General features: G+C 44.2%; 18 protein-coding genes and 1 tRNA gene. 9 read left to right on the top strand and 10 right to left on the bottom strand.

The annotated features are described in order from the left end of the window. Window positions 1-19: 19 nt before the first annotated feature. On the bottom strand, window positions 20-895 hold the full coding sequence (locus tag ABR189_RS02755) for a helix-turn-helix domain-containing protein (protein WP_354658912.1): 876 nt from the start codon (window positions 893-895) through the stop codon (window positions 20-22). Between the two features lie 72 nt (window positions 896-967). Further along, entirely contained in the window at window positions 968-3,079 is a 2,112-nt protein-coding gene (locus ABR189_RS02750) for an endonuclease MutS2 (protein ID WP_354658911.1), read from the bottom strand. A 440-nt stretch (window positions 3,080-3,519) separates the two neighbouring features. Here ABR189_RS02750 and msrA point away from each other — a divergent pair, with 440 nt between their 5' ends. After that, window positions 3,520-4,164: a peptide-methionine (S)-S-oxide reductase MsrA gene (gene msrA / locus ABR189_RS02745; RefSeq protein ID WP_435575315.1), complete on the top strand. Its 645-nt coding sequence runs from the start codon at window positions 3,520-3,522 to the stop codon at window positions 4,162-4,164. A gap of 52 nt (window positions 4,165-4,216) precedes the next feature. Here msrA and ABR189_RS02740 read toward each other — a convergent pair whose 3' ends face one another. Together ABR189_RS02740 and ABR189_RS02735 are read right to left on the bottom strand one after the other, a co-directional pair. Next, window positions 4,217-5,107 carry an SdpI family protein gene (locus tag ABR189_RS02740; protein WP_354658910.1) on the bottom strand — a complete coding sequence of 297 codons (891 nt, stop codon included), beginning with the start codon at window positions 5,105-5,107 and terminating at the stop codon, window positions 4,217-4,219. Further along, a complete protein-coding gene (locus ABR189_RS02735) occupies window positions 5,094-5,393 on the bottom strand; it encodes an autorepressor SdpR family transcription factor (protein ID WP_354658909.1) in 300 nt (99 codons plus the stop codon). The genes ABR189_RS02740 and ABR189_RS02735 overlap by 14 nt, the downstream gene beginning before the upstream one ends. Before the next feature lie 272 nt (window positions 5,394-5,665). Between ABR189_RS02735 and ygiD the strand changes: the two genes are divergently transcribed. Further along, window positions 5,666-6,541: a 4,5-DOPA-extradiol-dioxygenase gene (ygiD, locus tag ABR189_RS02730; RefSeq protein WP_354658908.1), complete on the top strand. Its 876-nt coding sequence runs from the start codon at window positions 5,666-5,668 to the stop codon at window positions 6,539-6,541. Between the two features lie 97 nt (window positions 6,542-6,638). Here the strand turns inward: ygiD and ABR189_RS02725 are convergent, their stop codons facing one another. Both ABR189_RS02725 and ABR189_RS02720 read right to left on the bottom strand, forming a co-directional pair. After that, complete coding sequence (locus ABR189_RS02725; protein WP_354658907.1) at window positions 6,639-7,988, bottom strand: Nramp family divalent metal transporter; 1,350 nt, start codon at window positions 7,986-7,988, stop codon at window positions 6,639-6,641. Further along, window positions 7,969-8,628, bottom strand: a complete 660-nt coding sequence (locus ABR189_RS02720) for a metal-dependent transcriptional regulator (RefSeq protein WP_354658906.1) — start codon at window positions 8,626-8,628, stop codon at window positions 7,969-7,971. Before ABR189_RS02720 ends, ABR189_RS02725 begins: the two co-directional genes overlap by 20 nt. Window positions 8,629-8,873: 245 nt before the next feature. On the opposite strand from ABR189_RS02720, the gene ABR189_RS02715 reads away from it, so the two are divergent. Beyond that, window positions 8,874-9,863, top strand: coding sequence for a GlxA family transcriptional regulator (locus ABR189_RS02715; protein WP_354658905.1), 990 nt, complete (start codon window positions 8,874-8,876; stop codon window positions 9,861-9,863). Window positions 9,864-10,011: 148 nt separating this feature from the next. Here ABR189_RS02715 and ABR189_RS02710 read toward each other — a convergent pair whose 3' ends face one another. Continuing rightward, window positions 10,012-12,519 carry an Hsp70 family protein gene (locus ABR189_RS02710; protein WP_354658904.1) on the bottom strand — a complete coding sequence of 836 codons (2,508 nt, stop codon included), beginning with the start codon at window positions 12,517-12,519 and terminating at the stop codon, window positions 10,012-10,014. Window positions 12,520-12,748: 229 nt separating this feature from the next. Between ABR189_RS02710 and ABR189_RS02705 the strand changes: the two genes are divergently transcribed. Both ABR189_RS02705 and ABR189_RS02700 read left to right on the top strand, forming a co-directional pair. Then, window positions 12,749-13,321, top strand: coding sequence for a hypothetical protein (locus ABR189_RS02705; protein WP_354658903.1), 573 nt, complete (start codon window positions 12,749-12,751; stop codon window positions 13,319-13,321). A gap of 475 nt (window positions 13,322-13,796) precedes the next feature. Next, window positions 13,797-16,229, top strand: a complete 2,433-nt coding sequence (locus ABR189_RS02700; RefSeq protein ID WP_354658902.1) for an ABC transporter permease — start codon at window positions 13,797-13,799, stop codon at window positions 16,227-16,229. Window positions 16,230-16,367: 138 nt separating this feature from the next. Here the strand turns inward: ABR189_RS02700 and ABR189_RS02695 are convergent, their stop codons facing one another. Then, window positions 16,368-17,039, bottom strand: a complete 672-nt coding sequence (locus tag ABR189_RS02695) for a YceI family protein (RefSeq protein ID WP_354658901.1) — start codon at window positions 17,037-17,039, stop codon at window positions 16,368-16,370. A gap of 242 nt (window positions 17,040-17,281) precedes the next feature. Between ABR189_RS02695 and ABR189_RS02690 the strand changes: the two genes are divergently transcribed. Further along, window positions 17,282-18,544: a CotH kinase family protein gene (locus tag ABR189_RS02690; protein ID WP_354658900.1), complete on the top strand. Its 1,263-nt coding sequence runs from the start codon at window positions 17,282-17,284 to the stop codon at window positions 18,542-18,544. A gap of 113 nt (window positions 18,545-18,657) precedes the next feature. On the opposite strand, the gene ABR189_RS02685 is transcribed toward ABR189_RS02690, so the two are convergent. Beyond that, window positions 18,658-18,731 (bottom strand) — tRNA-Arg (locus ABR189_RS02685). Window positions 18,732-18,854: 123 nt separating this feature from the next. On the opposite strand from ABR189_RS02685, the gene ung reads away from it, so the two are divergent. The 3 genes from ung (at window position 18,855) to ABR189_RS02670 (ending at window position 22,031) form a co-directional block, all read left to right on the top strand. Beyond that, complete coding sequence (gene ung / locus ABR189_RS02680; RefSeq protein WP_354658899.1) at window positions 18,855-19,526, top strand: uracil-DNA glycosylase; 672 nt, start codon at window positions 18,855-18,857, stop codon at window positions 19,524-19,526. A gap of 163 nt (window positions 19,527-19,689) precedes the next feature. After that, window positions 19,690-20,433, top strand: a complete 744-nt coding sequence (locus ABR189_RS02675; RefSeq protein WP_354658898.1) for a lysophospholipid acyltransferase family protein — start codon at window positions 19,690-19,692, stop codon at window positions 20,431-20,433. Between the two features lie 134 nt (window positions 20,434-20,567). Then, a complete protein-coding gene (locus ABR189_RS02670; protein WP_354658897.1) occupies window positions 20,568-22,031 on the top strand; it encodes a sodium:solute symporter in 1,464 nt (487 codons plus the stop codon). A gap of 78 nt (window positions 22,032-22,109) precedes the next feature. On the opposite strand, the gene ABR189_RS02665 is transcribed toward ABR189_RS02670, so the two are convergent. Next, window positions 22,110-24,716 (bottom strand): putative LPS assembly protein LptD, encoded by a 2,607-nt coding sequence (locus ABR189_RS02665; protein ID WP_354658896.1) that lies wholly within the window; start codon window positions 24,714-24,716, stop codon window positions 22,110-22,112. Between the last annotated feature and the right edge of the window lie 215 nt (window positions 24,717-24,931).

Here is a 24,931-nt window from a genome sequence, read left to right as displayed (position 1 = left end):
ATCCAGGAAACAGGCCGTCTTATTGATAACTATCCCGGCTGTTTTTCTGGAAAGTAGCTGGCGTAAAACCGGTATGCTTTTTAAAGAACCGGTTAAAATAAGCATCATCTTCAAATTTCAGCTGCCAGCAAATCTCTTTAATGGAGTGCTGTCCCCAATAGAGCAGGCGTTTAGCCTCTGTTACCCTTTTGGAGTCAATCACCTGCTTGGCGCTTCTGTCAAATATGGCTTTTACGGTATCATTGAGATGGCCGGGGGTTACAAACAGCAGTTCTGCATAATCACTTACCTGCACTTTTTCCCGGAAATGAGTATCCACCAGCATTTTAAATTGTCTGGCCATTGTATGCTGGGCCGACTCATTATTCAGCATCAGCTCTGCGGGTTGAGCGATACGCCCGCAGGCAATAATAAAGGCGCTTAACAGGTTGCGGATCACGGCTTCTTTCCGGATCTTATCACTTTTGAATTCAGCATCTATCAGCCTGGCATAAGCCATCACTTCCTGCATCTCATGATCATTGAGTTTTAATACACCGGAAGAGCTGAATACACACTGCCAGCAACTGACCACCCCGATGGTTTCCGGTACCAGGAAGTCGCGTGAAAAGTTAATATGGATCACCTCACAGTCGGCATTCAGATCATGCTGATGCACCTGGTCCGGTTCCAACAGCATGATTGCAGGGGCTGTAATAGTTTCCTCTTTAAAGTCTACCGTTTGTCTGATACTGCCCCGGATAAGGATACCAATACTATAACCATCATGCCGGTGCGGAATAGCAATTTTCTGCAGTATCGGATCTGAGCCAAACATTCTGTGAATGTGAAACTGAGAGCCTTCCACATTATTTACCCGGTATACCGGTGCACGTAATCTTTTAGCTACCTCCATGATCAATTCAAATTAAGTATGATTCAAACATGCTGAACGCTGCCGGCGGTAGATTTATTGCCGGAGCATTTCTTATCCTACTTTCTCTTTGGGCTTTTCTGTTACAACAATCAGGTCGCTCAGCTTTACATTGATAGGAATATTTCCCAGCTGCACAATAGCCCTCTTGTCGCGGATTTCCAGGAGCTTTCCTACCTGGTTATTACTTTTAATTTTTACCTGGTCGCCTACCTTACAATTACCACCCACTTCCTGGAACTTATCCTGCACCTTCTTCTGGATCTTATCGTTGATCTGTTTTTCTCTTTTGCGGAACAACAGGGCTTCTGCCTGCTTCATTACCTTTTCCTTATCGTCTGCACGTTTCCATTCAATTACGATCTGCTTCAATTTCCGTTCCATATCCTTCAGGTAGTCCAGGTCATCTTCCTTAATCTGGTTCTGCAGCCGCAGCAACATATATTGCTGATGCTTCCGTTCCTTGTCTGCGAGCACTTCATACTCCTTTTTCATCCGCTCATTTTCTTTCAGGAGCTTCTGCAATTCCTTTTCTTTAGATTCTACCTTCTGCAGGTCCTGTTCTGCTTTGTTCAGCAGCTTATCCAGCTGAAAATGCCCTTCATCTACCAGTTGTTTGGCCTTGTTGATCAGCGCAGGATTCAGGCCTATACGCTCTGCAATAGAGAAGGTGTAAGAGCTCCCGGGCTTGCCTACCAGGAGCTTATACATAGGCAGCAGGTTTTGCTCATCAAAACCCATAGCACCGTTAATAATGCCCTTTACTTTGTTGGCCATTACTTTCAGGTTCAGGTAGTGTGTGGTAACAATACCATATGCGTGCTTTTTAGCCAGCTCCTCCATAATCACTTCCGCAAAAGCACCGCCCAGGTTTGGATCGGAACCGCTTCCCAATTCATCTATAAAAAACAGCGTTTTCCCATTTGCATTTTCCATGAAGTACTTCATGTTTTTCAGATGGGAGCTGTATGTACTCAATTCAAATTCCAGCGACTGTGTATCCCCGATATGGATCATCAGCTGTTTAAAGATCCCTATCTGGGAACTGGGATGCACCGGCACCAGCAATCCGGCCTGTAGCATGATCTGTATCAGCCCCACCGTTTTCATTGTCACCGTTTTACCACCGGCATTGGGGCCGCTGATCACCAGGATATGCTGATCCCTGTTTAATGACAGGTTAATGGGGATGGTAGGCTTTTTATTACGGCGGTTATACAACAGTAACAAAGGGTGATAGGCCTCTGTGAGGTGGAGCTGTGCATGTGGTACCAGCATAGGATAATTACCATCCATGTCCAGTGCCAGCTTCGCTTTCCCTCTAATAAAGTCGTAGATACCCAGGATGCTGTGATAGTTATTCAGCAAATCGGAATAACTGCTGAGGGATGCGGTTAGTTCCTTCAGGATCTTATATACTTCCCTGGCTTCTTCTCTTTCCAGTGAAAATATATCGTTATTCAGCTCTATCGTTTCTTCCGGTTCTATGAAAGCGGTTTTCCGGGTGTCTGATTCCCCATGGATAATCCCTTTCACCATCCGTTTATTCTCTGCAAAAATAGCTACTACCCTTCTGCCGTTTAAGAATGCTTCTTCAATGTCGGCCAGGTAACCCTGTTTCTGCATCTTTTGCAGCATGCGGTCAAAAGCACGGCGCAGGTCATTCCGCTTGCGGAACAGCTGCATCCTGATCCTGGCCAGCTCCGGGGTAGCATTGTCACGTATCTGACCTACTTCATCCAGCACCTGATCTATCATCACCGTGATCTTCTTTTCAAAATACGTGTGAGCAATCACTTCGTGCAAACCGGCATATTGTATTTTACGGTCGCTGTCAAAAAAGCGGAAAATACTTCCCATGCTTTCTGCCAGCTTGCGCAGGTGCATCACCTGCTCTCCGCTCAGGATAGCTCCCTGTATGCCCAGCAAGCGCAGTTCACTCTTCAGGTTCAGGATATAATCATTCGGGAAATGTTCCTGTAAAAGCGTAAGTTGTTTATACTCATGCGCTTGTTGCAGCGCCGTTTTCACATAGTCTATATGTGTATGCAAACGCAGATCGGCTGCCATTTGCTTCCCAAGTTCAGTTTTGCAATGCTCTTGCAGCAATGCCTGAATTTTATCAAATTCCAACTGCACCAATGCAGAATCAGGAAAGTATTTCAAAATTATTGTCGTTTAAAGCCTGGTAAACCCTACTAACCGGTTTACACTTAATATGTTATTTATCCTGCGCATGTGATCCTGTCACATGCTTTCATCACCCCGGAATAGCCACCTCCTTATGGGCCGGTGGTATCCCCGTTGTCAGCGCAAAGTTCCGTCAAAATTTCTTTCCGTTTTCATATATTTATAATTCCTCATACAGAAGGATTGTCCTGGCATAGTAACGATGTGCTTCCCTACCGGTAATGATTGCCATTTTCACTGCCGCAATAGCTGCCTGCTTCATTAACCCGGCATGCAGCGGATCGCAAAAGAATGTTAAAGTTACTTAACTTGTAGAACCAAAGCATGCAAATACCCGTAATTTATGATGAATTACATTCGTCCCAACGTACCAAAATGATCAATGTGGTTCATCATAACAGTCAAAACCGGAGAAGATGTTAAAATATTCATTATTAAGCTGCCTGCTGGTATTTTCACTGGGGGCCTGCGCAGAAAGCAAAAAAGATAAAGTACCTGACGATATGGAAATAACGGACACTACAAAAACAGAAAAAGCCACTTTTGGAGCAGGATGCTTCTGGTGCACCGAAGCACAATTCCAACAATTAGATGGAGTATTGAAAGTAGAATCCGGCTATGCAGGCGGTACCGTACCTAATCCCAGCTATGAAGCAGTATGTACCGGTACCACCGGGCATGCGGAAGTTACACAGATTACCTACGATCCTTCCAAAATAACGTATGAAGCTTTACTGGAAGCCTTCTGGCTCAGTCATGACCCTACCCAGCTCAACCGGCAGGGAAATGATGTGGGCACCCAATACCGGTCGGTGATATTCTACCATAATGAGGATCAACATAAAAAGGCGGAGTTTTATAAAAAGAAAGTACAGGAATCCGGTGCATACGACAAACCTATCGTAACCGAAATATCTCCTTTACCTACTTTTTATAAAGCGGAAGACTACCACCAGAACTATTATAACCAGAACGGTTCCCAGCCTTATTGCACGTTTGTGATAAAGCCTAAACTTGATAAATTCAAAAAAGCATTTAAAGATCATCTTAAAAAAGACTAGCAACTGCGCAGGAGCCGGAGCTGTATCAAAAGTCAGCTCCTCTCCGGCAATACTAAGGTTGTGCCGTTATCTTTTTATAAATAAGGTAAGAGTATAAAACGGGTATAAGTGTAGTGATTGCTAATACAGTGATAAATATATACTGTACCTGTTTGCCATCAGCCAGCAGCGTGGCCAGGAACCCGGCAGTACCACAGATAAAAAATACAATACCACCGATACGGTGTGTTTTACGCCATACCGTTTCATTCCGTAAAGTCCACGGGGTACGGATTCCCAGGTAAAGATTAGGTTTCACACTGTACAACAGGTTCCCGCACACCGCCAGGAATACCAATACAAACTGCGGGATCATTTTTCCTGCATTGAGGCCGCCAGGTGCCAGTAAAATACAAAGCGGTCCGATAGAAATGATTACATGCGTAGCTACCCATAAAACAATATAGGGCTTGCCAGACAAAGGCCGCGCGCCCTCCGTATGATACATCCTGGAATAAAGCCGGTATACAAACAGGTTAAACAACAGCAATACGAAAACACCACCGGTATAAGCCAGCATGGCAGCGCTGCCACCGGTAATTTTACCAGCTGCTACCAGCATGGTATACACCGGGATCCCGTTTAACAACAAGAGGATCCCTACTTTTAAAACATAAAAAACAGGCCCAATGGCAATGGTCTGTTGCTTAGCTGCAACGCCCAACCGCTGCAAAACTGCCGGCAGGCTCAATGCCCCGTATACAATAACCGATCCCAGCAACATGGAGATGACAAAGCTCAGCGGACCTGATTGCCCGTCCACCACCCATTTGCCCGCTGCATCCACGGTGTAATGGGTAGGTAATAAATCAGGTAACAAATGTTTTAAATACAGGTATACTAACCCCGGACAACAGATCAGTATTACCAGTGGCGCTTCTTTCAGCCATTTACTTTCTTTCATATTTGATAACGGGTTTCTTTTTGAGAGGCAGGGCATCTGTAAACTGCAACATCCACTTCAGTAATTCATCCATTACGGTAATGTTGAGGGAATAATAAATGAATTGCCCCTTCTTCACACTGGTCAATAACTCCGCCTGCTTCAGCAAGTCCAGATGGTGTGAAATAGTAGGCTTGGAAAAATTAAAATGATCCGCTATCTGACCAGCAGTCATATCCTCCTTTTTAAGCAATTCCAATATATCCCTGCGCGTTTGATCATTCAGCGCTTTAAAAACAGTATTCACGTGTATATATTTAGACAACTATCTAAATACTAAGGTAAATAAGAAGGGCTTCCCCTCCAAATTATATTTAAACAGGAAAAGGCAACACTTCCTCCAAAGGCCCTATTCCTGCTACCCTGGGGGTTTTCTAAAATAACGCGGTATATTGGAAAAAGACTTACCTTTGTACTGTAATTATTTTAATTACAGTACAATCAAGTAAAACACCGGGAGTTTTATGACATCGCCGGTGCTGTATATAACAGGCATATCAGCAAGGATATATCAATGATATGGACCGTAAAGATTTTCTCAAATCAATAGCACTTTTACCTTTAGGAGGATACACTATGCAACTGCATGAACTTAAAAATATCACCGGCGATTTTACCAACACGGCAGCCATGCCGGTACTCTTCATCGGACATGGCAGCCCTATGAATGGCATCAGCGACAATGCCTTTACCCGTGCGTTGGGTAATATGGGTACTGCCCTGCAGCCACCGGCAGCTATACTTGTAATCTCTGCCCATTGGCTCACAAAAGGAACGCATGTTTTAACAGCACCACAACCTAAAACCATTCATGATTTTGGTGGTTTTCCACAGGCACTGTATGATGTACAATACCCTGCTCCCGGAGCACCTGAAATGGCTGCCGCCACCAAAGCAATGGTCACTTCTGCCACAGTGGTAGCAGATGATCAATGGGGCCTGGACCATGGTGCCTGGACCATCCTGAAACATATGTACCCGAAAGCCAACATTCCGGTATTCCAGATGAGTATTGATTACCATCAGCCTCCGGCATATCATTTTAAACTGGCGGCAGAATTAAAAGGCTTACGCAACAAAGGGGTGCTGATCATTGGCAGCGGGAATATTGTACATAACCTTTACCAGGTAGACTTTTCTGCCAATCCCAAACCGTACGACTGGGCACTTGAATTTGATGCACTGGTAAAAACAAAGCTGGAACAGGGCGCCTTTACCGACCTGGTCAATTACCATACCCTGGGCAGGGCGGCACAACTGTCTATCCCTACCAATGATCATTATCTTCCGATGATTTACAGTATGGGGCTGACAGATAAAAATGAAGCCTTGAAATTTACTTACGAAGAAATACAAAACGGTAGTATCAGCATGCGCTGCTTTCAGGCCGGATAATATATTACAAAAGCCATCTTAAAAAAGATGGCCCTGTTATCATCACTTCCGAACACCGGCTTCCGCAAACACGGAAGCCGGTAAAGTTTTTACCTTCCTATTTCAATAGTTCATCATACAGTAAAAAGCCATTGAGTGCAATAATGATCACGGTAATGATCGTTACAAGTACTTTCAGGATCCTGCCATTTACAAAGGGCCCCATTTTATTTTTATCACTGGTAAACAATACCAGTGGCACTACCGCAAAACTCAGCTGCATGGATAAGATCACCTGACTTAATACCAGCAGGTTGGCAGTTCCTTTTTCTCCATACAACCACGCTACTATAAAGGCCGGTACAATAGCTACCAACCGGGTAATCAGCCTGCGCAACCAGGGTTTCAAACGAATATTCAGAAAACCTTCCATTACAATCTGTCCTGCCAGGGTTCCGGTTAATGTAGAATTCTGGCCCGATGCCAGCAAGGCCACGGCAAATAAAGTACTGGCCAGCGTAGTGCCCAGCAGGGGCGTCAGTAGTTCATGTGCATCCGTTATATCGGCTACATCCTGGTGACCGGAAGTATGAAAGGCCGCGGCGGCCACAATGAGAATAGCTGCATTGATAAAAAAAGCAAACATTAAAGACACCGTGCTATCAATAGTAGCAAACTTAATCGCCATCTTCTTCCCTGCCGTATTGCGGGGATAATCACGTGTTTGTACTATACTGGAATGCAGGTACAGGTTGTGCGGCATTACCGTGGCCCCCAGGATACCAATAGCGATATATAGCATGGAAGGGTTGGTCACGATTTCCATTTTAGGCAATAACCCACTCAGCAAGGGAAATATTTCCGGTTTGGAAGCAATCATCTCAAAGATAAAACAGCCTGTAATCACCAATATAAAAGCTGCTACTACACTCTCAATAAAACGGAAGCCCTTGTACTGAAAAAACAGGATAATCAGTACGTCCAATGCCGTGATCACTACTCCCCAGGTTAAGGGAATACCAAACAGCAGGTTCAGCGCAATGGCCGAACCAATCACCTCTGCCAGGTCGCAGGCAGCTATGGCTATTTCACAAAGGATCCACAATATGAAACTTACCGCAGGAGAATAATGATCCCGGCAGGCCTGCGCCAGGTCCCGCTCTGCTACCACCCCCAGCTTTACAGACAAGTGCTGTAATACCATGGCAAACAGATTGGAGATCAGTATCACGGACAACAGGGTATAACCAAATTGTGCCCCTCCTGCTATGTCCGTAGCCCAATTGCCCGGATCCATATACCCTACTGCTACCATTAATCCCGGCCCTGCAAAAGCCAGGAGTTTTTTCCAGAAACTGCCATTAACCGGCACCCTTACGCTGGAAAATACTTCCGACAGGGAGTCATGGGTCTTTTCCTTCCGCCATCCCGGAGCAACTGCCTTGCTTTTATTCAATAACTTTAACATAGATCTGCTGCGCTGTTTCCTTTGAAATGATATGCTGATCCGCTCCCCCTGCCAATATTTCGATAGAAAAATTATAATCTATCACAGACAGTACTTTCACAGGAACGCCTATCAATAAATTGAGCTTTTCCACATATTGCAGGAATGCTTTTCCCGTATCCCGGTATCCAAACACAATAGCCTCCTGCCCTATTTTAAGATCATACACCTCGGGATAGTCCGTTGCCGGCACATTACCCTCCCCATCCGGAATTGCCTCGCCATGAGGATCGTAAGTGGGATTTCCCAGGTACTCCGACAGCTTATCAATGAGTTCGTCCGACTGGATACTTTGCAGTTTTGTAGCAATGGTGTGCACCTCTTTCCAGTCGATCCCCAGTTTTTCTGCCAGGAATAATTCCCATAGCCGGTGCCGCCGGATCACCTGCAATGCAGCTCCTTTACCTTTATCAGACAGGCAGCAGCCCCGGTATGGATTATAGATAACCCATTCTTTGCCGGCCAACCGCTTCACCATATCCGTTACAGAAGCAGACCGGGCATTTACCTGGATAGCCAGCTGCTTGGTATGTATCATATCGCCGCTTGCCTGGGTATACAGATAAATCTGCTTTAAATATTCCTGCTCTGAAGCTGTCATCTGGTTACTTTAACGATTGTAATGCCGGTAATACCTGTATGGGCATTTTGATTCAGCGCATAAAAATAAGAATACTTATCTAATATTTCAAATTAGTCTCGCCTAATTATATAATAATTATAATATAAGGAGGTAAAACAACTGCTCAGGACAACCCTGGATAATGGCGCTGCATTATGTCAAAAAAGTCAACATAGGGGGTATTTAAGACAGAATTCGTAAATTGGCGGAATAACCTCAGACCCATGACACAACTCTCTATCTTACTTACACATCAACACCGCCTCATTAGCATTGCAGCGGTCCTGGATGTATTTGAGTCGGTCAACAACTTCTATAAGCTCCGTCAGCAGGCACCATTTTTTGATATTCAGCTGGTGTGTCTGGATACCCCGGAAAATGATCATACCATCTATGGTTATCATCCACGTTGTATTACCACTGTTCACGAAACCGACCTCGTGTTAATTCCTGCTTTCAGTACAGCAGATCTTCAACAGGCTATCGCCGCCAACCAGGGTTTCCTCCCCTGGCTACGGCAGCAGTACCAGCAGGGGGCTGAAATAGGCAGTTTCTGTACCGGTGCTTTTTTACTGGCAGCTTCCGGCTTGCTGAATAATAAAAAAGCTACCACGCATATTATGTCCAGCGAGGAATTTGCGAAGGCCTTCCCGGAAGTGTTGCTTTATGAGGATAAAGTAATCACGATAGATCACGGCATTTATACCAGCGGAGGCGCCACCAATAGCTTTCACCTGCTGCTGTTTCTCCTCGAAAAATACTGCGGACGGGAAATAGCTGTTCAAACGGCAAAGATGTTTTCGATTGATATGGACCGGGAATCCCAGTCGCATTTTTCTTCTTTTTTACCTCCTAAAAATCACCAGGACAATCTGGTAATAGAAGCCCAGCAACTGATAGAAAGCAAGTATCATCAGGCCAATACAGTAGAAGAGATCATTGTGAATATGCCTTCCAGCCGCAGAAACTTTGTACGCCGCTTTAAGCATGCCACCGGTATCACCCCCATTGTATACCTGCAAAGGACCCGTATAGAAGCTGCCCGTAAACTGCTGGAGCAAACGAATCAAAGTGTAACGGAAGTAATGCTCAACGCAGGCTACAATGATATCAAAGCATTCAGGACACTCTTCAGAAAAAACCTGGGACTTAGCCCCCGCGAATACCGCGAAAAATTTAACAAACGCTCCGTGGCCAGTAAATTAGGCGTATAGTACTATCGTAACGCCACTTAAAACATTAAGAACAATTAGTACGTTTACCACTGTAAATCAGCGGCGCACTCCTTTTGATGTTAATAAACTCTTGCGGTGTAATGATTGTAGTGCGCGTTCCTATCTGCAACCATTGCCCGGTCATTACTCAGCCTATTCCGGTACCTTTCATTCTTTTTTCGTCTTTTTGCTCATCTGGCAACAGGTGATGCAATGCAAGCACGGCTACTTTCAGCTCTTTGTAATTGTGCCGTTCCAATGCTCTTTCTCCTACTCCGATATACCGGGCAGCTTTCTTTTCGTCTGTAAATTGTGTTAATGGCAACGTAGTATAATGATGGAAAATATTAATCCAGGTATAGTCCTGGTCTTTTTTCATATCCCATGCCAGCTTCTTAAGCGCCGCTACTTTTGTCTTGATAGTATAGGCACTTTGAGAAGCCAGGGATACCTTTTCTGCTGTCATGATTTCATCCAGCTTCAGCTGCCAGGCAGGTTCAGCTGATTCTTTGATAAGGGCTTCGCAATAGTTCCTGTACTCATAATATTGCTCTACCAGGTGTACCAGTTGCTGTTCTTTTCCAACAGCATCCAGTTGTTGTGCCAGCTTTCGCTTGTTTTCTTCCAGCTGGTATTTTTTATCGGTTACATCATCCTCTCCCTGGCCCTGCAATACCATGATAGCTTTATTAATCTCGCTTTCCAGGTATTGCAGGGAAGCAGCCAGTTCGTACTCCTGGCTGTTTTCATATTGTTTCAACAGCTTTAAGGCCTGCCGGTGCAATACGGTCAGTTCTTCCCGGAGCTTATTCATGTTCACATACCGTACGGAAGGATTAAATACATCAGAAAATGCCTGATCATTCAGCAGCAGCGTAGCAGTAATAGTAAGGTCCCTGCTTTCACTCATTTCCAGGGTAATTTCAATATCCGATCCCTTTACCAGATCTGACGCCAGCTCTCTGGCAGTAATTTCTATTACCCCTACCGGCACACAACTCAGCGGTACGGCATAACGGCTGCCTTCCACCACATTGATCATCAGGCTGTCATCACTCCCACGCATAATCGTTTTAACCAGCTCGCGTGTGATTGTTTTTCGTAGTGGTAAAATTGCATTCTTTTCAAAAATGACTTCCAGGCGGGTAATATTATTTTCAATATCATCTACTTCAATACAGATATCATCCGGTAGTGGCTGCCCTTGTACACTGAATTTACCATGCGTGATTTCAATCACTGTTTTTTGCACGGGCACGGGCTGATGCTCCTCATCAAAAACGGTCAGTTCAAACCTGTTGCAGGTATCCGGCGCCAGTAACAGCACTTCGGAAATCCGTTCTTTTAATCTTTTGATCCCGCTGTCGTATCCCCCATCCGCACGTACAATACGGTAGGTGCAACCGTCCAGGTCCCCGCTTACTATCGCTGTAAAATACGCTGACAGGTCCTGCGTGATTTTCTGATAGGCTGTTTTAAATCTGATGTTCCGTACGGATACGAGGCCCTTTTCACCAGCGGGGCTTACTGTATCCGGCAACAGTTGTTTTACTTTGCCGCCAGCATAATAAGCAGCTCCCATTACCACAGCAGTAGTAGGATCCACTGTGCAGTTGACCGCAATCCCCAGCTCCTTCGCTACCAGTTGTTTTACAAGTGGAATATAGGTACTGCCTCCGATGAGTACCACTTCCCGCACTTCCCGGCCGCTCACCTGATTACGTGACAGGATCTTTTTTACCAGTTCTGTGGAGTATATCACTTTATTATAAATGCACCCTTCAAAATCTTCACGGGTTATGGTAAAGCAGATATCATGCAGGGTTCCATCCTGGTCGGTGATTTCAAATTCCAGTTCAGCAAAGAGATCAGTGGTCAATTGTACTTTTACCTCTTCTGCTTTTTTAATCAGGCTATAATAAAGCGTATTATACTTCCCCTTTGCTCCTTTGAGTTCCCTGGAAAAATCAGGTAGTTTGTACCGTTTTTCGAGATAAGGGATCACCAGGTGATCAATAACAGCCATATCAAAATCAACTCCGCCCAGGTAGTTATCCCCTTCGTGGTCAATGACCTTCATTTCCCCTTCCGCAAAGCGTACCAGCGCAACATCAAAAGTACCTCCACCCAGATCATATACCAGCCATTGTCCCTTCATTTTCGTTTGTGCCTCCTGTTTATTGGCAAAAGCCAGGCAGGCCGCAATAGGCTCATGCAACAGGGCCACCTCTTTAAAGCCGGCTTCATAGCCCGCTTTTTTGGTAGCATTGCATTGTATGGTATCAAATGATGCCGGAATAGTAATCACTACCGCATCCGGTGTTTCTCCGGTATGAACAAAGTTTTTTAACTCTTTGAGTACCTGGGCGGATAACGCAGCAGGTGTTTTAAAATCGCCCAGATTGGGTACGAAGAAACTTTCCGCGGTACCCATTTTTCTCTTAAAGGAAGCAAACACATTTTCCGGGTCCTTTTCTATCAGCGCCCTTGCTTTATCCCCCACTATGATGCGGTCTTTACGGAAAGCGACGACAGAAGGCAGTGTTAATTTCTGGCCATAGGGATTCTTAAAGATCTCAACTTTGCCATCCTGGAACTTTGCTATCAATGAGTTAGTGGTGCCTAAATCAATGCCAAAGTTTATATTGTTATTCATAGAAGTGGTTATCGCATGCCGCAGTCAGTAGCGCCTTTAGTACAATCATTCCTAATGTCCGGGTTGCTGTCGCTATGAGTAACGAAATAACAACAAAGAATTATCTTATCAAAATTTAGTTTAATATATCTAGCCTATACGAAATGATAAAAAAGTCAACTTTATTGGTTAACTTAATAGTATCAACCAATCCCAATGCAATTTTCCCATCACATCCAAAACTAAGTTTATGAAACGCATGTTGCACTGTGGTACGTATGCGCTGCTATTATTAGCTGCCCTTGCCTTCGTATCCTGTTCTAAAAGTGGAGATGCCGGCCCTGCCGGAGCAGCGGGTCCCGCAGGACCTGCAGGACCATCGGGCCCTGCCGGTGGTAAGGGAGATCCCGGTACTGCAAACGTTATTTACTCCGGCTGGCTGGACGTAGGCTTTGTTAAAGATTCTCCCCCACCTAATATTGACACTACTTATTACGCTTCCCTGGATGCTCCCAAACTGGATAAAAACATCCTGACAACAGGTGTGGTAAAAGTGTATGTAAACCTGAACAATGCAGATGACCCCGTTATTATGTCGCTGCCGTATTTTGATGGCGGCCTGTTGATCAACATGGTATCCTATGTGGGAGGTATTGATATCTCCAGCAATGGAAACGTAGGTACCCTGATAGACCAAAACAACGTAAAATACCAGCAATACCGGTATGTACTGATTCCCGGAGGTGCGGCCGCCCGGCAGTCGGCAGGCATAGACTGGAACGATTATAAGCAGGTGAAACAATACCTGAAACTGAAAGATTAAATAAGTACCCTCGCTGCCCTGAAACGGTACAGGCCTCACAAGGGCTTGTGCCGTTTTTTTTATGCCCATTTCTCCCATTATTACGCCAACAACTGGCATAATTCTCTATAACTATATATTAATCAACTAAAAAAGCATAATACCAATATGTTATAATAATGATACGCCTATGTTTCCTTAGGGATATCCCGTATATGCCCCGTATATGTCCCGTAGATATCCCGTAGATATCCCGACAATGTGTATAGTCGGGATATCTACGGGACATCCCTGGAATATCTCCGGAATACTTCCGGCTTATCGTTGACTTCTTCTTAATTTGTCCATCGCTTTGCATGGCGTTAAAACCGGACAATTCCTGTGCTAAAAGCGGACAGTCTAACCACTTCACAAAACTGTAAAGCATTTATTTTCAACGGCTTGAATACCTGGCATATTTATTAATAGGCATAGTATCACCAGTCATATTACGGTTATGATCAGCAACTACTTTAAAATCGCATGGAGAAACCTGTTGAGGAACAAAACCTTTTCCCTGATCAACATCCTGGGATGGGCTATCGGGCTGTGCAGTTTCCTGCTCATTACACTTTATGTACTGGACGAGCTGAGTTATGACCGCTATAATGATAAGGCGGGCCGTATTTATCGTATTAACATGGATGCCCGCATGGGGGGCATGGATATCCACCTGCCATTCACCCCTGATCAAATGGGGGCTTTATTAAAGCAGGATTATCCCCAGGTGGAGACTTACACCCGGATCTTCAATAATGAGGGCACCAGGCTGGTTAAAAAGGGGCAGGAATACCTTACAGAGCCCAGGGCTACCAACGTGGATTCCACCTTCTTCCAGGTATTTACCCTGCCAGCCATTGAGGGTAATACACAAACCGCTTTAAACGCCCCCAATACGGTGGTCATTACCGCTTCTACCGCCATCAAGTATTTTGGTACTACCCATGTAGTGGGCCAAACGCTGGAAGTAAAAAAGGCCGAGCAGGAAACACCCTATAAGATAACCGCCGTTATAAAAGACATTCCTGCCAATTCGCATTTCCAGTTTGACATGCTCTTTTCCATGAAAAATGTGGATTATGCCTGGGGAAATATCGGGAGCCATAACTTTTACACTTACCTCGTGCTACAACCCGGCACGGATTATAAAGTGTTTGAAAAGAAGTTTACCGAATATATTCAACGGTATCTCTTCCCCGATATCATGAAGCGGTCTAACATAAAAAGCTGGGAAGAATTTGAAAGAGCGGGTAATATGGCCCGTTACTCCCTGATACCGGTTACGGATATACACCTGCGTTCTGACCGTATGTCGGAGCTCCTTCCTTCCGGCAACATACAGTATGTATATATTTTTGCAGCAGTAGCAGCATTTATTCTCCTGATTGCCTGTATCAATTTCATGAACCTCACTACTGCCCGCGCCGCAGGCAGAGCTAAAGAAGTGGGCATCAGAAAGGCATTGGGTACGGGACGTAAAGAACTGATTACACAATTCCTGACCGAATCCACCTTTACGGCGATACTATCCCTGATCCTTGCCATAGGGTTAGCCTACCTGGTACTGCCCCTGTTTAATGAACTGGCGGGAAAAACCATGCACATGGGCAAACTGTTTTCCCCCGGCATTTTACCTTTGCTGATCGCATTGCCATTTATTACCGGATTGCTGGCCGGTAGTTATCCGGCATTTTTTCTTTCTGCATTCAAGCCGGTGGAAGTATTAAAGGGGAAACTGAAAACGGGTAATAAGCGGATAAGCTTAAGAAGTGTGCTGGTAGTATTTCAGTTTGCCACCTCCATCATACTCATCATAGGTACCCTGGTTATATATCAGCAACTATATTACATCCAGCATAAAAACATTGGTTTTAACAAAGATCAGGTACTGATCATTAATGAAACCCGTCCGCTGGGTGATAATGCCACTGTTTTTAAAAATGAGGTATTACAGTTGCCAGGGATAAAAAGCGGTACTGTCAGCAGCTTTGTACCGGTGTCTAATTCTGCCCGCAATTCCAATGCTGTTTCCCGGGATGCGGTAGTAGATGCCAAAAGCATGTTGAACATGCAGAACTGGAATATTGACTATGATTACCTGGAAACGATGGGGATGCAATTGGTAAAGGGGCGGAACTTTTCGCGCAGCTACGGCAATGACGAAGCAGCCGTGATGATCAATGAATCGGCAGCTAAATTACTGGGATATGATGATGCCGTAGGCAAAGTGCTGTATACCATGAACGGTCCTGGTGTTACCACTCCCCGTACCATCATCGGGGTAGTAAAGAACTTTCATTATGAAAGCCTCCACCGGGAAATCGGGCCTGTGATTTTTATGCTGCAAAACAGCCCCGGGTTGGTATCTTTCCGGGTCACTACCACCCACCTCCAGACTTTGATTGCACAGATAAAAGATAAATGGAACACTATCGCCCCTGGCCTTCCATTCAGTTACCGTTTTATGGACGAATCTTTCAATGCCATGTACAGTGCAGAGCAGCGGATAGGAAAACTGGCCATCCTCTTCTCCTCCCTTGCTATCATCATTGCCTGTATGGGTATATTCGGGTTAGCCACCTTTATTGCGCAACAGCGCATGAAAGAAATCGGGATCCGCAAAACATTGGGGGCAAGTGTGCAAAGTATTGTGCAACTACTTTCCAAAGATTTCCTGAAGCTGGTCATGATTGCATTTATTATTGCCGCACCGGTAGCCTGGTGGATCATGCATCACTGGCTACAGGATTTTGCATTCCGCATCAGCATCAGCTGGTGGGTATTTGTGGTGGCAGGAGCAGCAGCAATACTGATTGCACTCATTACAGTGAGCTTCCAATCTGTTAAAGCAGCATTGATGAATCCCCTAAAGAGTTTAAATACTGAGTAAACTATTGTTTGGATATAATAATTTACAGCCGGGTATTTTTACCTGGCTTTTTTATGCAAAAAAAATCCCGGTCATCGAATGATAACCGGGAATATCTTTATAACTGTGCCTCCATTCAGGAGCCATCAGTTATTTTGTTTATTGTTTTTTAGCGCTTAAGTTAAAGCCCACTTCTACATCTTTGCTGATCATCCAGTTTTCAGGGCTACCTTCTGTTTTGTAGTTGATACCCCATGCAGTACGGTCAATCGTGAATTTTGCTTTAGCAACTACATTATCGCCGGTCACTTCTACCTGAGCAGGGAAAGTGATGTTCAGGGTACTGTCTTTCAAAGTAAGGTTACCGCTGATCAGGTTAGTAGCTCCTGGTAATAAACTCTTTTGTTGAGTGCTATCATATGGTGCAACAGAGGTGATCACAAATTTTGCGGTAGGGTGTTTGTCTGCGTCAAAGAAATCAGCGCTTTTCAGGTGTCCTTCCAGGTCGGTATATTTTTTATCTGCTTCTGTAACAGAAGTAGGATCTACCTGTAATCCGTGCAGGCTTACTTCAAAGTTGCCAGCTGTAATAGCACCGTTTTCGGCAGAAAGTGTGCCGTTAATCACTTTAATAGTACCAAAGCGGGGTGCAAGTCCACCTTTGTGCGTTGCCTGCCAGTTAACAGTAGTAGCTACCGTGTCAATGCTGTAATTGGCTCCGCTGGCTGCTGCCGCTTCTTTCTTTTCTTCAGTTTTAGCTTGATCGCTTGCGCTTCCGCCACATGCTGCTAACGAAAGGAGCAGGGCCATTGCAGGAAATGTGTGTTTCATAAAATATTTTAAAAAAATAAAAATTGTCCGTAAAACTAGGGGAATAAATTGAACTAAGGTGAGCCCTGTAATTTTATTGCAGTTCCATGATGATCATTTCATCTCCGGATATCACTTATATTTTCCATTTCAGATAGCCGTACCAGGAAAGATATATGGGTAATTTTAAGCACTTATTGCACCAGGAATCGCAATCTCTCCTTAAATTTGCCCACTTATTAGCCGTTTTATACATCATACTTATGCAGATGAAAAAAAATTACTTTGCCACCACAAGGTTGTTGGTGGGATACGCGATTGTTATGTTATTGTTAACTACCGCCTGTTCAAAAAACAAATCCAATCCCGAACCTGAAATCACGGAAGAAGAAAAACTGGACGAAAGCATTAAAGCGGTTGTTCCGGAAATAAGTATTCAGATAGAGGGTAACCAGGAGGTAAAAGAAAAAGAAGTTTATCTTACCGCCACCGTATCTATAAAAGGGAATGGTGTTTATCCTGACCTGGCCCCCATTAAAACCCGCATCAAAGGAAGAGGCAACAGTACCTGGGAGCTGCCTAAAAAGCCTTATAAACTGAAGCTGGATAACAAAGCTTCTCTCCTCGGATTAGGAGCTGCCAAAGAATGGGTACTGTTGGCCAACTACCAGGATTACACCCTGATGACAAATGCCATCGCCATGAAAATCGGACAGCAACTGGCCATGCCTTTTACCAATACCATCATCCCGGCAGATCTGATTGTAAACGGCACCTACAGAGGCAGCTATAACCTGACGCAACAGATAGAGGTAAAAGAAAATCGTGTGGATCTTGGTAAAGACGATCTGCTGCTGGAATTAGACAGCAATTTTGATGAAGCATACAAGTTCAAATCAAAAGGACTGAACCTGCCAGTGATGGTAAAAAACCCTGATATTACCGCTCCTGCCACCCTGGATGAAATCAAGGCCGGTTTTGAAGCATTTGAACAGTTATTGCTGGATTCAAAATTTCCTGGTAACAATTATGGCGATTATATTGATAAGCAGCAACTGGTTAACTTCCTGGTGGTAAATAACCTGACCGGCAACTTTGAAGTGAATCACCCTAAAAGCGTATTTATCCATAAGGCTACCGGTGGCAAATATACGATGGGCCCCATCTGGGATTTTGACTGGGGTTTTGGAATGGATGAGGATTCCCATAAATATTTTTCCTGGACCAACGTACCACTGCTGAAAGACGGCGACACCCGGCTGGGAGCTAAGTTCCTTTCTATATTTATGAAAGATCCTGAGATCCGCTCCCTCTACAAACAAACCTGGAAGAATTACAAAAACGGCAAATTTGAAGCACTGCTGAGCTATATAGAAACCTATGCTGCCACCATCAGGGATTCCCAGAAAAAAGATTACGAACGCTGGAAGGTAGGCGATAATAATTTGCCAAAATCAAAAGCTGATATGAAAATATATTTAAGAAAAAGAGCTGCCTACATAGATGCTTATGTGAATGGTTTATAGTTAAACCTGTCAGAAGATTATACAAAATAAAAATGGTTGTGCTGATAGCACAACCATTTTAGTAATATAAACAAGGAAATGAAAAGCGATACTAAACAATTTCCTGTTTGATGTGTCCCGGATTGGATTCGAACCAATGACCTACTGCTTAGAAGGCAGTTGCTCTATCCAGCTGAGCTACCGAGACATGTTCTGTGTCATTCCCATCAGAAATAAATACTTATATTTATCTTTTCGTTTTGGGAGTGCAAATTTATATAATTTTCCGGTAATAAATCAAATTTAGTTGTTTTTAAATTATTGACCTGCTATGGACGTAAAAATTGAGGCTAGTTGGAAAGAAGTTTTAAAGGAAGAATTTCAGAAATCATACTTCGAACAGATTGTCATGTTTTTAAAACACGAAAAGGCGTTGGGTAAAACAATTTACCCTCCGGGAGCGATGATGTTTAATGCATTTGAGAAAACGCCTTTTGATAAAGTAAAAGTGGTGATCATCGGGCAAGACCCTTACCATGGCCCCGGACAGGCGCATGGTTTGTGTTTTTCCGTACAGGATGGCGTAAAGCCTCCCCCCTCCCTGGTCAACATCTTTAAAGAGCTGCATACTGATCTGGGCTTACCAATACCTACTTCCGGCAACCTGACCAAGTGGGCCGAAAACGGGGTATTGCTCCTCAATGCCATGCTTACAGTAAGAGCAGGTGAACCTGCCTCGCACAGTAAAATAGGCTGGGAAAATTTTACAGATGCGGTGATCAGAAAAATTTCTGCACAGAAACAGGATATCGTTTTCCTGCTGTGGGGAAGATTTGCCCAGGACAAACAAATATTGATTGATGCTACCAAACACCATATTCTAAAGGCAGCCCATCCCTCCCCTTTTAGTGTAGATAAAGGGTTTTACGGTTGCCGCCATTTTTCCAAAACCAATGAATTGCTCATGAAAGCAGGTAAAGAACCTATTGACTGGAGCCTGTAATACCCGTTTACTTTCTTACATGACCCGTAATGTATCAGCATGGCGTTCATACATTTAACATATTTTATTGAATGGAATAAATAATTAATGTGTTAATATTGCAGGTGAATACCATGCGCCTGCCATTACGGGTCATGGAGGTGTACTACTGACTTTCGAATCTATGAACTGGTTAAAAAATATACTGGGCCGACTTTTTGCCGTATATGGCTTCCTGTTATTTACAGTAACCTTCCTTATTTTATTTATACCAATATGGATCGCCAATTTTATGCCTGATCCACAAAAAACCCGTTATTTTCTGTCATTGAGCCGGGGCTGGATGGCCGTATATATGCCTATGATCTTTTGTCCGGTAAGAAAAAAGGGTGTGGAATATTTTGCTCCCGGGCAAACCTATGTAGTAGTAAGTAATCATAATTCGCTGGTTGATGTACCGGTAACCACACCAGGGGTACCCGGTGTTAATAAAACACTATCTAAAAAAGAAATGGGGGAAGTGCCCTTATTCGGAATGATGTATAAGGTGGGCAGTGTGATGGTAGACCGTAAAGACGAAGCCAGCCGCCGTAAATGTTATGACGATATGCGCAAGGTGCTGGATATGGGCATCCACATGCTGCTGTATCCGGAAGGTACCCGCAACAGAACAGCTGATCCGCTAAAGCCATTTTATGATGGCGCCTTTGCGCTGGCTATAGAAGCACAACTCCCTATTATGCCTTCCCTCCTCTTCCATACTAAAAAAATACTCCCCCCGGGAAAGTTGTTTTTTGCACTTCCTCATCGCATTGACTATCACTTCCTGCCTCCTGTTTCTACTACCGGCATGACGCTGGAAGATGTACCCATGCTAAAGGAAAAGGTATTTAAACTGATGACGGAATATTATATAACTCATCAATAACCTGCTGTAACCTATTGCTGTATCCCCGTCAGCTATGCGCCACAAAAACATTCTTCCACGCTTGTTTTATAATTTCTGCCTACTTTTAACGATCTTGTAAAACAGAACAATATCCTTTAATTTATTTATAGCGCATGTCAGCCACTCTCTTATTTTCGATTGTCCTTTTATATTTTGCCGTTCTGCTCATCGTTGCATGGCGTACCAGCCGGAACTCCAACAACGAGTCGTTCTTTATTGGTAACCGTAACAGCAACTGGATGCTGGTGGCTTTTGGTATGATTGGTACCTCTCTCAGCGGGGTTACATTTGTGAGTGTGCCAGGTACAGTAGGTGCCAGTAATTTTGCTTACTTGCAGGTGGTTATAGGCTATTTTATCGGATATTTTATTGTGGCTTATATCTTACTGCCTTTATATTACCGGCTCAACCTGACCTCTATTTATCACTATCTGGAGCAGCGCTTTGGTCCCGTAGCACATAAAACAGGTTCGCTCTTCTTTATCATTTCCCGTACCCTGGGTGCTACCGCCCGCTTATATCTCGTGATCAATGTATTGCAACTGTTTATACTCGACAGCCTCCATGTGCCCTTCTGGCTTACTACCTTTATCATCCTCCTGATGATATTGCTGTATACTTTTGAAGGTGGGGTAAAGACCATTGTATTTACAGACACCCTGCAAACCTCTTTCATGCTGCTGGGGCTGGTAATCTGCATCTTCTATATCATGGATGCCCTCCATTTCTCTTTTTCAGATACTATGGCAGCCTTAAACGCCAAAGGATATACCGAGGTATTTAATACTGATGTGAACAGCGGGGGCTTCTGGCTTAAACAGATACTGGGAGGTGCTTTTATTACGGTGGGGATGACAGGTCTTGACCAGGAAATGATGCAAAAGAACATCAGCGTAAAAAACCTGAAGGATTCCCAGAAAAACATGATGACCTTTAGTACGGTAATGGTATTGGTAAACTTGTTGTTCCTCATGCTGGGCGGCCTGTTGTACGTATTTGCAGAAAGCAACCAGATAGGTATCCGGGGAGATGACCTGTTTCCTACTATCGCACTGAGCTATCTGCCACCTGCTATCTCTATTATTTTTATCATTGGGCTGATATCTGCTTTATTTCCTAGTGCAGATGGTGCACTTACTGCGCTCACCTCTTCCTTCTGTATTGATATGCTGGGACTGAAAAAAAGAACTGACCTCACAGAAAAGCAACAAAAGCGGACCAGGATGAGCGTGCATTTAACGCTTACCGTCATCTTCTTTTTATGCGTGATGATCTTTAAATGGATCGATAATAAATCCATTATTGATATCATTTTAAAGATAGCCGCTTATACCTACGGACCATTACTGGGATTATTTGCTTTTGGCATCCTCACCAAACGAATCGTAAGGCAGGGCATTGCCACACTGATTGTTTGTCTGGCTGCACCAGTACTGTGCTACATTCTCAGTGAAAATGCCGTCCATTGGTTTGGTGGCTTCCAGATAGGGATTGAGCTGCTGATCATCAATGCAGGCATTACCTTCCTGGGCTTATGGCTCATTTCCAAAGAGGGGCCTGCTGTTACTACCAGATAATAAAACATAGTCATAAACAAAACGTCCGGGAGGTATGATACTTCCCGGACGTTTTGTTTATATATTTTATCTGCCCCGCTACAAATCCTGGAATTGCCGCGTTCGGTTGATACGAAGGTCGCGCAGGATACCTGCTTTGGGGTTAATGGTGATACTAAACTGGCGGAAAGACCCAAAAGGAATCAGGTTAATAGACATTTGCCAGCAGTGCAGATCCCTGGAGATATACATGTTGGTATAGGCTATTTGTTTGTTAATAAAGTCAAAACCGCTGTTCAGCCCCACCTTCCATTTGGGCGTAAGACTGAAATCGCCGTTAAAGCTGAGGTATTGGTTAAAAGAGGTCACCACTCCACCGGAATCCGGAATAATTGATTTGCTGTAGGACAAGCTATAAGAAAGATCAATGCGCCATGGAATATCAAAATCCACATATTCGCCGGGATTATTCCGTACCATCTGCAATTGCCGCTGCTGGGCCTGGAAGGCAGCATCTCCCCCCTGCTCCTGCTCAATATCTGTTTTCTGCTTTTCCTTTTCCTTGCTTTTCTTGTCTGACGACTGGAAAGAAGTACTCATAGAGATGGAAGCATTCGTTAAGCGGCCCAGGCTGAACTTACCGCTCTGCCAGGCATATTTATCCAGTACCTTACCACGCGCATCTACCTGGTACGGATCAATGGTACCATTAGCAGAGATATTCAGTTTATCAAACAGGTTGGTACGTGCATAAATACTGAAAACGGAAAGTTTGAATGAATCTGCCACCAGGTTATACTGCCCTGTGATACCAAAACCATCCAGCACTTTGATTTTCTTTTCATGGTTGGCCGTGGTATCCTTTTTGGAGAATACTTTCATTTCCAGGTTATTGTCCAGGCCGAAGTTAATACCCCCAAAAGTAGTAGCAGAAGGCACGCCTATACCCGATACCCCGTCAAAAACGGAAGCACGGGTTCTGTCACCGTTTTTATTGTACTGGTATTCATAGTAATACTGGCTGGCCAGGTCAGGTGAATAGTTGGCACTGATAGTAGGGCGCATTACGTGCCTGACAGCCTTTATCTTCATCCCCTTCTTAAACGTATACATACCATACAGCCCGGTAGACAAAGAAACACTGGCACTCATACTTCTGGCAGCATAAAAACCAGGGGTATAGGTAGTATCTATTTTATTCTGTGCATCATTCCAATTCTTCACGATCTTCTTGGTATACCAATATTCTGAATAATTGATCCCTGGCTGCAAGGTAAATGAGGAGATCGGAATGGAGAACGAAACGGGTATATTATGCTGCATACCCGTTTGCAGGGCATCAAACATCTTTGGTTTTAAAAACACGGAGTCTTTAAACTGGGCGCTGTTACGCAATACGGTATTATAGGAAATCCCTACTTTCTGGTACCATTTAGGAGTACCCACCATTTCCTTTGGCTGGAAAGGATACACTGTATTCACCGTAAAAGCCGCATCCGGGAAGGAGATAGACACATCCCTGGTACTCAGGTTTTGCGAGTGGTTTAAGCTCATGGTAAAGTTATAGGGTTTTCCCTGCCAGGTTTTAGAGAAGGAGATGGAAGATCCTATCTGGTTATTCACCCTGGAATTATAGTCAAATACGTTAAAGCGGTTGTAGGAAGAGGTCCCAAAGTTTACGTTGGCGCCAAAGTTGACCCCTGGTCTGGCTTTGCTGTCCATGCTATGGTTCCAGGTAACCCGGAAGTCGCGCGAGCGGCTGAACTCCGATTTTACCGTAGGATCTCCAAAGCGGGTATTGGCAAAGCTAAGGTTCATGCCCCCGTTATAGTGGTACCGTTTTCGATAGGTAGGACTGACCGTAAGCCCCCAGCTACCATAGGAATATACATCTCCCCGGAGGGTAAGGTCAAAATACTCCCCCAGGCCCACGTAGTAGCCTCCATTTTCCAGTCCCATCCCCTTTTGTTGGTTCACCACATATTGTGGCGGGAGGATCCCTGAGCGTTGGCCCTGTGTGATTGGGAAAATGGCAAAAGGAATAAAGAGCGGTGTAGGCACCCCTTCAATTTCCAGGTTGGCCGGACCGGAAATAACCAGTTTATCCGGTATTACTTTTATTTTACGTGCGCGGAAAGCAAAGTGTGGGGTATCCAGGTTACAGGTAGTATAAGCATTCTTAAACCCGAAAATGGCATTATCCGGCCCTTTTTTGGTTTGCTGGCTCATAATGAACCCCTCTCCGTATTGTGAGCGTGTATTATAGATCTTTGCTTTCTGTGTGGAAAAATTATACCGGAGTGTATCAGAATCAAAACTTTGTCCGCCGTCATTCAGGACAGGGCGTCCGATTGGTTTTCCACTGGTATCTGTAGCAGTAGTAGCTTCCAGAATACCGGTAGCCTGGTCAAAATTCATCCGTTCGGCGTTCAGCTCCACCTCTTTATATTTGGTGGCAGCGGTACCATATAAAAAGAACCGTTTATCAGGCACCATTAATATAATGGAGTCTTTCGCCTTGTACGTAACCGGCGCATCCAGACTATCTTTGGATAACTTCGGTAAAGAAAGGGAATCGACAGTTGTAACAGATCCTGTGTCTGCAACGGTTTTAGAAGAATCTATTATCTTACCGGGGAGCAGGGTATCCGTTTTTTTCCGGTTGGTATCCTGGGGAAGCGGTACCGTATCCCTTGAAACAGGCAATATATCTGTGAAACTTTTGTTAAAATAAGATATATTTTGTGGCACAGTGCCAGCAAATGCATCTATAATAAAAGGAAACACTATTAGGATACCTATTATTAACAGGTATAACTGCCGGAAAAACTTTTTATAATTATTTTTGTAGCTAGAGCTCATGAGTTAAGGCGGGCACAAACCTACAAGTTTTTATACAAATTATTACAATCCGTGCATAC

It is taken from the genome of Chitinophaga sp. H8 (assembly GCF_040567655.1).
GTDB classification, from domain to species: domain Bacteria; phylum Bacteroidota; class Bacteroidia; order Chitinophagales; family Chitinophagaceae; genus Chitinophaga; species Chitinophaga defluvii.
Note: the sequence above shows the minus strand (reverse complement) of the source record. Positions and strands in the feature narration are given on the sequence as shown.